The sequence below is a fragment of the Acinetobacter chengduensis genome, assembly GCF_003664645.1.
GTDB lineage: Bacteria > Pseudomonadota > Gammaproteobacteria > Pseudomonadales > Moraxellaceae > Acinetobacter > Acinetobacter chengduensis.
The window spans coordinates 226,755-241,258 of sequence record NZ_RCHC01000003.1; the positions used below are offsets into that span (position 1 = coordinate 226,755).

Below are 14,504 nucleotides of genomic sequence, written 5' to 3' on the forward strand. Positions count from 1 at the left end.
AGTTTAAACGCAGAGCATGCTAAAATAATCAGCTGTTTTCGCTGGGACTCATCTATGCACTTTGTACATCTTGGTATTTATACAGAATTTTCAATTACCGAATCTATTGTACGTATACCTGATCTAGTAAAAGCTGCAGCTGCAGATGAAATGCCAGCCTTGGCCCTCACAGACCTTTCTAATCTACATGCGTCTGTCAAATTCTATAAAAAATGTTTAGACAAAGGCATTAAACCAATTTTTGGTTCAACTCTTCGTTTAAATGATGCAGAGCATCGTATTAGCTTATTGGCCATGAGCAAAAAAGGTTGGCGTAGCCTCACAGAATTAGTCTCCGAAGGATACATTCGTGGTCAACAACTCGATATTCCTTGCGTACAAAAAGACTGGATTTTAGAGCAAAACGAAGACTTAATTGTTTTGCTTGGCCAGCACAGTGATGTCGGCAAAATGCTGATGACATCTAATCCGCAAAAAGCTGAACCTTTATTAGAAGAATGGATTTCAAAATTTGGCAACCGTGTTTATTTGGCTTTAACCCGTACCAATCGTTCGGGTGAAGAAGACTTTATTCAAGCTGCAGTAAAACTCGCAAAAAAATACAATATTGGCGTAGTCGCACATAATGACGTGCACTTCATTAAATCTGAAGATTTTGAAGCGCATGAAGCACGTGTATGTATTGCTGATGGTTATGTTTTAGGAGACAGCCGTCGCCCTAAAAACTATAGCCCAGACCAATACTTCAAAACTTCTGCAGAAATGACCGAATTATTTGCGGACATTCCCACTGCAATTGAAAATACGTTTTATATTGCACAGCGTTGTAACGTCTCATTACGCTTAGGTTTCCATGACCTTCCAGATTATCCAATTCCAGATGGTCATACCATCGACACTTATTTTGCGCATTTGTGTGAAGTCGGTTTAGATGAACGCTTAGAATTCCTTTACCCACTCGCACAACGTGGTGATAATTGGCCAGATATTCGTAAGCCTTATGATGAACGTTTGGCTTTCGAAATTAAAATTATTTTGGACATGGGCTTCCCAGGCTACTTCCTAATTGTCATGGACTTTATTCAATGGTCTAAAGGCAATGGCGTACCCGTAGGCCCAGGTCGTGGTTCTGGTGCAGGTTCACTTGTGGCCTATAGTCTAAAAATTACCGACCTTGACCCACTGCGCTACGACCTTCTGTTCGAACGTTTCCTCAATCCAGAACGTGTGTCTATGCCCGACTTTGATGTCGATTTCTGTATCGCGGGCCGTGACCGCGTGATTGATTATGTCGCACGTACCTATGGCCGTGATGCGGTATCGCAAATTGCAACATTTGGTACCATGGCGGCCAAAGGTGCGATTCGTGACGTAGCACGTGTGTTGGGTAAATCTTATGGTTTGGCCGATCGAATTTCTAAACTCATTCCGACCAAACCTTTGGGTCTAAGCTTAGAAGAATCTCTCGAAGCTGAACCACAGCTTAAAGATGTGGTGACGAATCCTTCTAACCCAGATTTTGATGATGCATCAGAAATTTGGGAAATGGCGCTTAAGCTTGAAGGGATTACACGTAATACGGGTAAACACGCAGGTGGTGTAGTCATCGCACCTACCAAACTGACTGACTACTCAGCTGTGATGTGTGATGCTGATGGTACTGCCCGTGTTGCCCAATTTGATAAAGACGATGTTGAATCCGCAGGCCTGGTTAAATTCGACTTCTTGGGTCTACGTAACCTGACTGTCATTGAAGATGCCATTAAGCATATTAATGCACGCCCAGATATTACTGACCCAATCGACATTTCTTATATTCCTTTAGATGATCCTGATGCCTACGCGATCTTCGCGACAGCAAATACGACAGCGGTGTTCCAGTTTGAATCCGTGGGCATGAAAAAAATGCTCAAGGATGCGCGCCCAAGCAAATTCGAAGAAATTATTGCCTTCGTGTCGCTGTATCGTCCAGGTCCGATGGATCTAATTCCAGACTTTATTTTCCGTATGCATGGTGGCGAGTTCGAATACCTGCATCCTTTGCTGGAAAAAGTGTTGGAACCAACTTATGGCATTATGGTGTACCAAGAACAGGTGATGCAGGCCGCACAGTTCTGTGCTGGCTATACGCTTGGTGGCGCCGATTTACTGCGTCGTGCCATGGGTAAAAAGAAAGTTGAAGAGATGGTCAAACAGCGCCAGACCTTTATTGAAGGTGCTGCACTTAAAGACATCGACACAGATACAGCCAACCATATCTTCGACTATATGGAAAAGTTCGCAGGCTATGGTTTTAACAAATCACATGCTACCGCTTATGCCCTAGTTGCTTATCAAACTGCATGGTTAAAAGCTCATTATCCTGCGGAATTTATGTCTGCGGTGATGACCTCTGAAATGCAGAACACCGATAACGTGGTGTTCTTAATTGATGACTGTCGTAGCAATAAACTGGAAGTGTTACCCCCTTCAGTCAATATGTCTTTATATAATTTCCATGCCAGCGATCCGCAAACTATTGTCTATGGTTTAGGTGCAATTAAAGGCGTGGGCGAAGCTGCTATGCAATCGGTGATTGACTCGCGTCAGCAAGAAGGCCCGTACCGCGACTTATTTGATTTCTGCCATCGTATTGATTTAAAGAAAATTAATAAGCGTACTTTAGAGGCACTCATACGTGCAGGCGCACTCGACTGCCTAGGCATCGAACGCTCAAGCTTGATGGCGCAATTACCAGAAGCTGTGCAAGCCGCCGAACAAGCACGTTCAAACCGAGAAACGGGTATTATGGACTTGTTTGGTGAAGTTGAAGAAGTTCAACGTAAACCAGCTAAGCCAGTCAAACCATGGTCAGATGAAGTACGCTTAAAAGGTGAAAAAGATACGCTTGGTCTATACCTTACAGGTCACCCAATTGATGTATATCGACCTGAACTGAAATCATTTATCTCTCAGCGCATTAATGAACTGACGCCTACACGTCGTGGTGTGACTACGGTATTTGCAGGTTTAGTGGTTGATGTAGCCAACTTCCCCAATCGCATGATGATTACGTTGGATGATGGTACAGCACGTATTGAAGTTTCTGCGAATCACGAACGATTCCAACGCTTTAAAGATATCGTTCAAAATGAAAAAGTCGTGGTGATTGAAGGCGAGATTTATGAACGTGAAGGTTATGACCGCCCAATGGGCCGTTTAACCAAAGCCTTTAGCTTAAATGAAATTCGCCAAAAGCGTGCCAATAGTATTCAAATTACCTTAGACAAAGAACACTTAAGCCCTAGCTTGAGCAAGGATATGCAAAACATTTTGCATCCTTATTGCAATATCGATATGTCTACTCATATCCCTGTGCATTTATTGGTTGATTTTGACTATGCCAGTGCAGAACTTCACCTAGGCATCGACTGGAAAGTTGCACCACTCGATGAACTTCTGTCCAAGCTACGTGATTATTTTGGTAAATCATCTTTGCATATTGAATATCACGTAAAATCAAAAGCAGCCAAAGCCGTCAGCTATGAGCAAGCACAGCCCGTACAAATTCCGCCACCTCCGTCAAATATGACGATGGATGACGCGATGGATCAATATCAGGCTGAAACGATGAATCAATTTTCATAAGTCTGTTATGTGATTCGTAGCAACATTTAAATGTTTAATTATTTAATTTGGAACAATAATGAGTCAAATTGACAATGCAGCTGTTTCAGCGCATCTCTCCCATGTCCGTATCGTGATGGTTAACACCACTTTACCTGCCAATATTGGTAGTGCCCTTCGTGCTATGAAAACGATGGGTCTGGTTAAATTGGTTTTGGTTGCACCAAAAACATACCCACATCCTGACATTGATGCTTTGGCTGCAGGCGCAACCGATTTAATTGAACAGATTGAAATTGTAGATACGCTAGAAGAAGCAATCAAAGACTGTCATATTGTGTTTGGTACTAGCGCACGTAGCCGTACTATTCCTTGGCCACTACTGGATGCACGCCCAGCGGCAGAGCTATCGCTTAAAGCTGTAGCCACCCAGCAACAAGAAGTGGCGGTCATCTTTGGTCGCGAAGACCGTGGTTTAACCAATGAAGAATTGGCAATGGCCAACTACCATGTGACCATTCCAGTCAACACTGATTACGGCGTACTGAATGTGGCACAAGCAATTCAAGTGATTTGTTATGAAATGCGGATGGCAGCCATGGAATTTACTGCTAAAATTGCAGATCCAGAAGCCAAAATGCATGTGACAGATGATGTTGATATGCAATGGGATGAGCCACTGGTCACACATGAACAAATGGAACAGTTTTACCCGCATATTGAAAAAATGCTGGCAGACATTGAGTTTATGGACCCCAAAAATCCACGCTTATTGCCTTTACGTTTGCGTCGCTTATTTGGCCGAATTCAATTAGACCGTATGGAATATCATTTGCTCCGTGGTATTTTTAGCCGTGTACAAGCGCTCAATAATGGCACATGGAAAAAATCAAAAAATGATGAGGATCAACACTAATGCTTAAACAGCTCCAAGAGGATATACAGGCTGTATTTGCGCGCGATCCTGCCGCTCGCAATACACTTGAAGTCTTAACCACCTACCCAGGTATTCATGCACTCATTATGCACCGCGTTGCACATGAACTGTGGAAAAAAGACTGTAAAGGCTCAGCACGCCTTCTTTCCTCTTTTAGTCGTTTTGCAACTGGTATTGAAATTCATCCTGGCGCTAAAATTGGTAGACGCTTTTTTATCGATCATGGCATGGGTGTTGTGATTGGTGAAACTGCCGAAATTGGTAATGATGTGACCCTCTACCATGGCGTTACCCTTGGGGGTACAACATGGAACAAAGGCAAACGTCACCCAACTTTAGAAGACGGCGTTGTGATTGGTGCAGGAGCAAAAATCCTTGGACCATTTACAGTGGGTAAAAATGCCAAAGTCGGCTCAAATGCTGTAGTAACAAAAGAAGTTCCACCCGACACTACAGCTGTGGGCAGTCCTGCACGTTTTATTACCAAAGATAAATCAAAAGACGACAAAGAAGCACGTCGCAATAACTACGCCGAAAGTATTGGTTTCCAAGCTTATGCGACTACGCAAGATCAGTCTGACCCAATCTTAGATGGTATGCGCGTATTATTGGAACGTATTCAGCTCAATGAACAGCGCATGAACTCTTTATGCCATCGACTATCTTTGCTTGATCCTAGCTTTAAATCACAAGCTTTAGATGAACAGCCTTTTAGTGCAGAAGAGCTCAAAATCATTGAAGAAGCACGACGTGAATGTGAAGCACAAAGTAAACAGTCAAAAGCTTAGCTTTACAGCAATTGATCAGGATGGATCAAGTTGCTGGCTTGCATGTTCGCCAGAGTTTAAATAGACTGGCGAATATGTAATTAATGATCATTTTAAAATAATTTAAATGGAAGATTCCTTATGATGCTTAAGCCCTTGGCAGTTGCTTGTCTAGCTTTAACACTTGCTGCATGTGGAAGTGCACCAACCAATAAAAATAATAATGTGCCTAAAGGCTCTATGGTTTTTGTAGAACCTGAGTTAACACCACCTTTCTACGCACTTAATCCATTTAATTATGATGCACCACCTCCATTTGAAATCAATTTACAAAAAGCTGCAGCACAACCTGTCACAAAAATGAACGTCAATCTAGCGAGCGATCCATCAAAAACATTAACGCTAGACACTAACCGTTTGATTATTCCAACTGTAAACAGCAAAGTACGCACCATGAAATATGCAGTACTTGCTGGTGACAACGAAATTGATATCACAGAAATTGACGACTTTTTACAGCTTGTAGAAGGTAAAGCACGTCATTACCCTCCACGTTTTGTACAACGTAATGAACGCAAAGGCTTTGAGCTTAAACTCAAACAAGTGACTCAGCAGCTTGATACCCTTGCATCAAAAGATAATGCTTCTTTTGACATTTTAGTGCGTGCATTTAAAGCAAGCGTTATGGCGCGTAACCTCGACTTAGGCTCTGTTTACACCACTAAATCATTAAACTATGCACAGCGTATTTTAAAAATTAACAAAGATGATGCAGAAGCAAACTTCTGGTTTGGTTTTGGCTTATCTGAGGGTGGTGGTCAACGTGAAGCAATTCCATACCTAGACAAAGCAATGAAAGCTGGCGTGCAAGAAGCGTATCTTTCTGCAGCTAACAACTATATTGCAATGGAACAGAAGAAAAATGCTGTTCAAATCTTGCGTAACTACAAAATTAAATACCCACAAGAAGCTGAAGTTGCTGACCGCCTAATTCAAGAAATTGAAAAACAAGGCCGTTGGAACGTCTGGCAAGTATTAAACCCACCAAAAGCGGGTTAAGCTATATTGTTAAAAATAGGCCATTTTTTGGCCTATTTTTTTATTTTATCGAATTGAAAAAAATTTAACTTGCAGTATGATTTAAAATAATTCCCTTCAAATTCGCATGAAGATGCAGCATAAAATGAATAAATTACTGCTCGGCGTATTATTAACGACTTCTCTACTGTCTGGCTGTCAGGTCGTCAGTGTAAAGAACCAAGCCTTAAATGTCAGTATTGCTAATGAACGAGACAGTATTCTGTCGCGCAGTAAGCTGAGTGAAGCAACCTTAAATGTGTTGTCTATGAGTGGCCGTGAAGCAAAAAGTTGCACCGACACTCCTGAACAATGTATTGATGAGATTAAAAAAATCCCGCAAATACAAGATGAGCAAATCTTTTCTGCAGCCAGTGAACTCTATTTAGCCAAAGCGATAGCACTGGGTGATTCTTCTGCATGTAAGCCTAGTGTGCTGTCCAGTGCCCGCTCGGAAGAAAAGCAAGCCATTGAAAAGCAAAATTTACATAATTGTGTACTAGAGCAAATGAACATGCTAGACCGTAGCATTCGTTATAGCTATGCCTACATGTTTAAAACTCAGCGTGCCCCACAAGATCGTATTTTTGACAACAGGCAAGTACAAATCCGAGATTTCTATAATCAAGGCATTGCAAAACTCGTTGGGCTTTATACCACCTACCACGCTCAAGCTGAGGCAGTTACCCAAATTCAAGTCGGAAAAAGTCGCTATCGTATTGACTACAGCCATTATGACGGCCTGAAAAACAGTAATATTGAGCAACTGATGTCCACTTATAACCTGAACTTTTCTGGCTTACGTTCGATTACCCGCCGTGATGGTTTTGGTGCAGAGTTCTTGTTCGTTTTACCGGAAGACAAACAACCTGACGGGAAAAAAAGCAAGTATATTATTAATCCAATGGATTATAAGTACCCTAACAACATTAATCCCAACATTAATAATGCACGCTACTTAGCAGCCACCTTAACGGCTGAACCTCTCAATAATCAATCCATTGACGATATCTTAAACAATCCAGATTTCTTGATTAAGGTTTACGATCCTTATAAATACGAAACACTCAAAATTGCATCTAAAAGCTATCCATTGGCTGCCAACTTTTCCGCGCCTTATGGTTTATGGTTAGCAGAGAATAACTTAGGTAAGGCCGCATATTTATCCTTAATTGATCGTGATGAAAATATCACGATGCCTCACTTATATATGCTAGAACCTTATAATCCTGATAAAAAAGTAATTGTGTTGGTACATGGTCTAGCCAGTAGCCCTGAGGCTTGGATTCGCCTCACCAATGATATTATGGGTGATAATGTATTAAGAGAACATTACCAAGTTTGGCAGGTGTTCTATTCAACAAATATGCCCATTATTGAAAGTCGCTTCCAAATCTATGCATTACTGACACAAGCCTTTGCACGAGTTGATGCTAAAAACACTGCAAAAAAAGATGCAGTTTTAATTGGCCATAGTATGGGAGGGATTATTGCCCGTTTGTTAGTGAGTGATGCAGATATTAGCAATCAAGCACTCAAAATGATGAACTCTCGCCAATTGCAACAGTATCAAAACATACCTGTAGTCAAGCAACGGATGGTCATGAACGACGTTCCTAACTTTAGTCGTGCAATCTTCTTAGCATCTCCACACCGTGGAACAGACTATGCAGATCGCTGGTTTACTAAAGTTGCACGTAAAGTGATTAAACTACCAGGTGCTTTTCTGTCAGCATTTGCCGATGTACTGACTCAAGAAGAAGATCTGAAAGACCTATTAAAACAAGTCGATCAAGGTCTGATACAGAATGGTCCAAGTGACTTAAGCCATAAATCCAATTTTATGCAACTCACAGAAGATATCAAACCGCGTGCTGGCTTAAAATATCACTCTATCATTGGCAATATCAGTGGTAGCGATGACCCTGCGCTAATCACCGATGGTGTTGTTCCTTATAAAAGCGCTCATTTAGACGGAGCAGTCTCTGAAGTGATATTAAAAGGTGGACATTCTATTCAAGAAACACCAGAAGCAGTGCTCGAACTACGTCGTATTTTACGCCTTCATTTAGCCGAGTTAGGCCTATATAAGCCGAAATAGCGCTCCCTAATCACACTATACAATAGCCCATAAAAAACCGATCCAAAGATCGGTTTTTTATGCAGTCACTGTAAGCATCCATTAGCTAACTTTCAAAGTTCGTGCTTGCACTTTACTGCATTCATCCAACGCTAATTCATAATAGGCCAATCCATCTTTAACAGCATTTAAAGCTTGTTGTTGCAATTCAGGCTTATCATCACAAATACGCTTAATCAGCTCCATCGCTTCATACGGATGCAAATCATCATAATGTGCATGGGCACGTAACCAAGCTATGCTACGTTTATTAATATTCACTTCTGGATGATCTGTATAAGCATTGATTCCAGCATACACTTTACTGCTCCAATCACCTGTGGCCCACTCAATCGCTAGATTGGTCGCCGCAAGACTTTCGACCAAGCTACCACGCGTATTAATATTCCACAAAAAGTGATTCACTGCATTCATAGCAGCGGTAGGTCGTACCTGATCCAACTCTTCTACAGTGATACCAAAACCGCCCGCCCAATCGCGATACCAGTTCAGATGACGCTCTTCAACTTTAATGTTTTGAATGAGCCAATCACGTGCTTCTGTTACACCCGCTTCTGAAAAGTTTATCGCTTTAGACAAACCTAAACCCATATAAGATGGAAAATGCGCCACCAATGGATAAAATTGTAATAAAGCAAAACGGAAACTTTCGAGTGTTAATTGCCCACTGGCCATATCGTTAAAAAATGGGTGATCACTAATTCTATTTTTATACGGAATCAATTCATCCCAGAATTGTTGAGACCACGTGTTATGCGGTGTAATTTCTAGTTGGTTTTCGTAACCACGCACGACTGAAGTCATATCCCTGCCCTCATTTGATTTCTTGTTTGCGGATCTGTTTTTGATCATAATGCAAACACTAGATTAAACAAGGACATTTTTCGCTATTTTCTACCATTTGTCGCTATTTCGACCCACCTAATTAGCCTCATTTTCCATTTCAATGGCTTTCTATTAAGTAATTCACACTAATTTAGTATGTTATGGTTTGTTTTGCTATTTTTTGCGCTTGTTAACACAAGAAGCTTTATGTTAATACTAAGCATAAGTAATACATAAAGATAAGAAGGAGGTACGGAGCAGTACCCCGTACCTACAAATAAAATTAGGGTAAATTTGGCAGTATCCAATGAAACTATATGGGTCAAAGCTTTTAAGTCGCGATAAAATTGAGGCCATTATTTCCAATGGGCTTAATTACGTACACTTTTCATCTAACCTAGAACAAGCTTACAGACAGCAATATCGTGTTGAAGCCGCTTATGAGTTTCGTTACCGCGCACCGATCATCTTCTTTTTATATGCTTTCCTCAGCTATGGTATCTATCAGACCATTCAAAGTGACACAATTGTGTTTCGGTGGTTCTCACTCTATTCATGGGTGGGCATCATTGTGCTTTTTGCATGGATCCTGTCTTTTTTTAAATGTTTAAACCGTTATTTTGACCTGTATACGGGCTTTGGCTGTATGGGTGCGGTGGCTATTTCTTTTATGACCGTCACCATTATTGGCCATGGTAACGATAATTCACTATTACATGCAGCCATGATGTATGCCGTTGTGATTATCTATGGCTTTGTCGGGCTTCGCTTTTATACTGCACTCATTGCAGGTTGGGTGGGTGGTCTGATTGGAATTGCTTGTACACATCTCTTAAACTACGACATTGACTGGACCTTCTTACACCGTACTTATACGTTTAGCAGTTTTTTGGGCATGTCTTTGGCATACGCCATTGACCGTCAGCACCGCGAAAACTATCTGCAAAACTGTATTATCGAGATCAACAAATTGGAAATGGATGAGCAAGCCAAACAGCTTGAGCATCTTTCGCAAATTGACTCTCTTACTGGATTAGCCAACCGTCGGCACCTATCGGTCATTTTAGATCAGCAATGGCGCTATGCTATACGTCATCAAACCCCTATTAGCATCCTCATGGTCGACATAGATTGCTTTAAAAACTATAACGATCACTTGGGTCATATTGCTGGCGATGAATGCCTACAAATTATTGCTAGAGAGTTAGATAATTTAAGTTCTCGAAGTAATGATTTGGCTGCGCGTTATGGTGGAGAGGAATTTTTACTTTTATTTCCTATGTTTGATGAAAAACAAGTGGAAGCCCTCGCGCGTATTTTAATTCAACGGATTCATAAACTCGGATTGCCACATCCAGCCAGCCCAATTTCGAGCTTAGTGACGGTCAGCATTGGAATTGCCAGTACCATTCCAACTGTAGACCAAGACATGACTGCATTTATTCAACAAGCAGATCAAGCGCTCTACTATGCAAAAACACACGGCCGGAACCAATATTTCATTGCGAAAAAAACCGCGGCCTAAACACCAGTTGCGCCTTGCTTTGCATTGTATGCGTGTACCTACGACTACAATGCAAAGTCAATACATACAAAACAGTTATTCCTTCGCTTCCCTCAGTAAAACTGCTTGGTTTTTCATCCAGCATACAAACGTCTCTACATTTCTCATAAAGCGAGCATGTTGCTCTGTTTCGAATTTTGTTAAACTTGCGTATTCGGCTTTTTCACAATATAGGTGTGAAGAAGCGAAAGATCGTTGGCGGTGCAAAACACTGAGTAACGGACAAGATACGACAAGACGTTTGAGCCAGTGCTCACTTTACAAAGGATGAAGGATTTTTTTTAATGACCAGTTCAGAACTTATGGCTGATCTTTCCAGCTTGACCCCAATGATGCAACAATACATGGGCGTCAAAATGCAACACCCGCATTCATTAATGTTCTACCGTATGGGTGACTTTTATGAACTGTTCTTTGAAGATGCCCACAAAGCTGCCAAAATATTAGGTATTACGCTTACACATCGTGGCAAAGCCAATGGTGAGCCTATTCCAATGGCTGGCGTACCCTATCATGCGGCTGAAGGCTATTTAGCACGTCTGGTGAAAAAAGGCGAAACGGTTGTTATTTGTGAACAAATTGGTGAGGTAACGGGTAAAGGCCCTGTAGAGCGCGGTGTTGTCCGTATTATTACTCCAGGCACACTCACCGACGATGCACTCTTAACTGCACATCAAAGCTCAAATTTAGTGTCTTTATGCATCCATCAAAATCAAATTGGCATTGCACTGCTTGACCTGAGTGCTGGTATTTTTAAAGTACAGCAACTCGAATTTAATATTGAACAACTTAGCATTGAACTTTCTCGCTTAATGCCAAGCGAAATTATTATTGATGAAAATGTCATTGATCAAAATATTATAGAGCAAGCTAAGCGACAACTTGATTGCCCTGTAACCAAGCGTCCAAATGTTGACTTTAACATTAACAATGCCCAAAAAACCTTATGCGATCAACTAGGTGTTTCTACACTTTCAGGCTTTGGCATAGATCATTTACCTTTAGCCAAAGCGGCAGCTGCAGCTTTAATTCATTATGCAAAAGAAACCCAAAAAACAGCCTTACCACATATTCGCTCAATTCAATTAGAACAAAGCACAGATTTTATCGCGCTTGACCCTGTTACGCGCCGTAATTTGGAGTTGATTGAACCTCTATTTGAACACGGTACTTCATTATTCCAATTGATTAATGACTGCCAAACAGCAATGGGCGGACGTTTACTTAGCCGAACCCTGATGCAACCTCTTCGTGATACCGCTTTACTTGATGCCCGCCTCGATGCAACTCAAGTTCTTTTACAAGGCTGTCATGAAGTTCCTACACGTTTAGTGCTCAAAGAAATTGGCGATATTGAACGTGTACTGAGTCGAGTGGCCTTGGGTAGTGCCCGTCCACGTGATTTGGTGCAATTGCGTCAAGCCTGTGCTCAAATTCCATATTTGCGCCATGCCTTATTGCCGATTATTGAGCAAAAGCAATCTCAGCTTTTAGTCGAATTAAATACTGAATTAGGTGATTTTCACGGTCTACATCAACGCCTCATGAGCGCTATTGTGGAAAATCCACCAGTGCTACTTCGTGATGGTAATGTGATAGCTGAGGGTTTTGATGCTGAGCTAGATGAATTGCGTAAAATTCGTGATCATGCAGGACAGTTTTTAATTGATCTCGAAATTCAAGAACGTGCCAATACAGGCATTGCGACCTTAAAAATTGGTTATAACCGTGTCAGTGGTTATTACATTGAGCTTACACGTGCTCAAGCAGAACAAGCACCTGATCATTATATTCGCCGACAAACCTTAAAAAATGCTGAGCGCTACATCACACCAGAACTAAAATCCTTTGAAGATAAAGTCCTTTCTAGCGAATCTCGTGCATTGGCGCGAGAAAAAATGCTCTTTGAAATGCTATTAGAAGAGCTACGTCAAGACATTGGACATTTACAGATGATGAGCAGTGCAATTGCTCAAATCGATTTGTTGAGCAACTTCGCTCATCAAGCTCGTTTACGCAATTGGGCACGACCAGAGTTTAGCCCAGAAATTGGGGTACAAATTCAGGCTGGTCGCCATCCTGTCGTAGAAGCACTGAGCAAAACAGCGTTCACTCCAAATGATACCAGCCTTGATTTTAATCATCGTATGGCCATTATTACAGGGCCAAACATGGGCGGTAAATCGACATTTATGCGCCAAACAGCACTGATTGCCTTGCTCGCATATTGTGGTAGTTTTGTCCCTGCTAAATCAGCAGTATTGGGGCCAATCGACCGCGTGTTTACCCGTATTGGCTCAGCAGATGATTTATCCACTGGCAAATCGACCTTTATGGTGGAAATGACAGAAACTTCACAGATTTTGCACCACGCGACAAATCAATCATTAGTGCTTATGGATGAAGTAGGCCGTGGTACCAGCACTTATGATGGCCTATCTTTAGCATGGGCCTGTGTCAATGATCTAACAAAGCGCATTAAATGCTTATGTTTATTTGCCACGCATTATTTTGAATTGACTGAACTTGGCAAAGAACCTGCCATTGAAAACTTCCATGTTACCGCCAAGGAATTGAATGGTAATTTAATCTTGCTCCATAAGGTTCAACATGGCCCTGCAAGCCAAAGTCATGGCTTACAAGTGGCAAAACTCGCTGGCATTCCAAACAGCGTGATTAAAGATGCGCAAAATCGTTTACATATTTTGGAAAAGCAACAGAAACAACAGCTCAATCAAGCCGTACAAAATGACTTGTTTAGCACTCCTGTAGCAAGCGAAATTATAGAACGTGTGGTCGAAGTTGAAGTGGCATCTCCTGCGCTTGAGATTCTCAAAAACTTAGATGTCGATAATCTAAGTCCGCGTGAAGCCTTACAACAATTATATGCTTTGAAGGACCAACTCAAAGCCTAATACAAATGTAACAAAAACCTACGCATCATAGAATGATGCGTAGGTTTTGCAGATGATTCTCATTACAAGCACTTTTCGATCAAATTGTTCAGTTTTTATCAAATTTAACAGCCTTGCATATAATAAATATCAATAAAAGGAATTGTTAGTTGGGGGTATTTTTGCCTAAAATACAGCATTAGTTATTAGAACCATATTTTTAGGTAGCTGTCGCCATGACCTTTGTTGTCACTGAAAACTGTATTAAATGTAAATATCAAGACTGCGTAGAAGTTTGCCCAGTAGACTGTTTCTATGAAGGTCCAAACTTCCTTGTAATTAATCCAGATGAATGTATTGACTGTGCACTATGCGAACCAGAGTGCCCTGCAAATGCTATTTTCTCTGAAGATGAGCTTCCAGAAGGCCAAGAAGTCTTCCTTGAGATCAACACTGAGCTTTCACAAAAATGGCCAAATATCACTCAAATTGGTGATCAGCCAGCTGACCGTGAAGAATGGAATGGTAAAACAGATAAATTACAATACTTAGAAAAGTAATCGTCCGTTACCAAGTCATAAAAAAGATCAGCATTTGCTGATCTTTTTTATACCCAATGCACACATTTGATTGCAATATTTTCAATTTTTTTCGCTTAATTTGGATTAAAATAATCAGAGTTTATAAATAATTG

9 protein-coding genes are annotated in these 14,504 nt (G+C 41.2%); 8 read left to right on the plus strand and 1 reads right to left on the minus strand.

What is annotated here, in order from left to right:
• Positions 1-54: 54 nt before the first annotated feature.
• From dnaE to D9K81_RS04265, 5 genes are all read left to right on the plus strand, one after another.
• Positions 55-3,627 carry a DNA polymerase III subunit alpha gene (gene dnaE, locus D9K81_RS04245; protein WP_121523121.1) on the plus strand — a complete coding sequence of 1,191 codons (3,573 nt, stop codon included), beginning with the start codon at positions 55-57 and terminating at the stop codon, positions 3,625-3,627.
• 58 nt (positions 3,628-3,685) lie between these two features.
• Positions 3,686-4,522, plus strand: coding sequence for an RNA methyltransferase (locus D9K81_RS04250; RefSeq protein WP_120373386.1), 837 nt, complete (start codon positions 3,686-3,688; stop codon positions 4,520-4,522).
• The gene (cysE, locus tag D9K81_RS04255) at positions 4,522-5,331 is read left to right on the plus strand and encodes a serine O-acetyltransferase (protein ID WP_120373387.1); all 810 of its coding nucleotides are present in this window, start codon (positions 4,522-4,524) and stop codon (positions 5,329-5,331) included. Before D9K81_RS04250 ends, cysE begins: the two co-directional genes overlap by 1 nt.
• 120 nt (positions 5,332-5,451) lie before the next feature.
• Entirely contained in the window at positions 5,452-6,369 is a 918-nt protein-coding gene (locus D9K81_RS04260; RefSeq protein WP_120373388.1) for an ABUW_2363 family tetratricopeptide repeat lipoprotein, read from the plus strand.
• Positions 6,370-6,493: 124 nt separating this feature from the next.
• Positions 6,494-8,488 (plus strand): esterase/lipase family protein, encoded by a 1,995-nt coding sequence (locus D9K81_RS04265; protein ID WP_407923619.1) that lies wholly within the window; start codon positions 6,494-6,496, stop codon positions 8,486-8,488.
• A gap of 81 nt (positions 8,489-8,569) precedes the next feature.
• Here the strand turns inward: D9K81_RS04265 and D9K81_RS04270 are convergent, their stop codons facing one another.
• Positions 8,570-9,331, minus strand: coding sequence for a TenA family transcriptional regulator (locus D9K81_RS04270; protein ID WP_120373390.1), 762 nt, complete (start codon positions 9,329-9,331; stop codon positions 8,570-8,572).
• Between the two features lie 328 nt (positions 9,332-9,659).
• Between D9K81_RS04270 and D9K81_RS04275 the strand changes: the two genes are divergently transcribed.
• From D9K81_RS04275 to fdxA, 3 genes are all read left to right on the plus strand, one after another.
• Positions 9,660-10,877, plus strand: coding sequence for a GGDEF domain-containing protein (locus D9K81_RS04275; RefSeq protein ID WP_120373391.1), 1,218 nt, complete (start codon positions 9,660-9,662; stop codon positions 10,875-10,877).
• A 323-nt stretch (positions 10,878-11,200) separates the two neighbouring features.
• The gene (mutS, locus tag D9K81_RS04280) at positions 11,201-13,831 is read left to right on the plus strand and encodes a DNA mismatch repair protein MutS (protein WP_120373392.1); all 2,631 of its coding nucleotides are present in this window, start codon (positions 11,201-11,203) and stop codon (positions 13,829-13,831) included.
• A 215-nt stretch (positions 13,832-14,046) separates the two neighbouring features.
• Positions 14,047-14,370 carry a ferredoxin FdxA gene (fdxA, locus tag D9K81_RS04285; RefSeq protein WP_120373393.1) on the plus strand — a complete coding sequence of 108 codons (324 nt, stop codon included), beginning with the start codon at positions 14,047-14,049 and terminating at the stop codon, positions 14,368-14,370.
• Positions 14,371-14,504: the final 134 nt, after the last annotated feature.

What these genes read in the sequence shown, in the direction of transcription:
- dnaE (WP_121523121.1), top strand. Translation starts at nt 55, where the DNA reads ATGCACTTTGTACATCTTGGTATTTATACAGAATTTTCAATTACCGAA.
- mutS (WP_120373392.1), top strand. Translation starts at nt 11,201, where the DNA reads ATGACCAGTTCAGAACTTATGGCTGATCTTTCCAGCTTGACCCCAATG.
- D9K81_RS04275 (WP_120373391.1), top strand. Translation starts at nt 9,660, where the DNA reads ATGAAACTATATGGGTCAAAGCTTTTAAGTCGCGATAAAATTGAGGCC.
- D9K81_RS04265 (WP_407923619.1), top strand. Translation starts at nt 6,494, where the DNA reads ATGAATAAATTACTGCTCGGCGTATTATTAACGACTTCTCTACTGTCT.
- D9K81_RS04260 (WP_120373388.1), top strand. Translation starts at nt 5,452, where the DNA reads ATGATGCTTAAGCCCTTGGCAGTTGCTTGTCTAGCTTTAACACTTGCT.
- D9K81_RS04250 (WP_120373386.1), top strand. Translation starts at nt 3,686, where the DNA reads ATGAGTCAAATTGACAATGCAGCTGTTTCAGCGCATCTCTCCCATGTC.
- D9K81_RS04270 (WP_120373390.1), bottom strand. Translation starts at nt 9,331, where the DNA reads ATGACTTCAGTCGTGCGTGGTTACGAAAACCAACTAGAAATTACACCG.
- cysE (WP_120373387.1), top strand. Translation starts at nt 4,522, where the DNA reads ATGCTTAAACAGCTCCAAGAGGATATACAGGCTGTATTTGCGCGCGAT.
- fdxA (WP_120373393.1), top strand. Translation starts at nt 14,047, where the DNA reads ATGACCTTTGTTGTCACTGAAAACTGTATTAAATGTAAATATCAAGAC.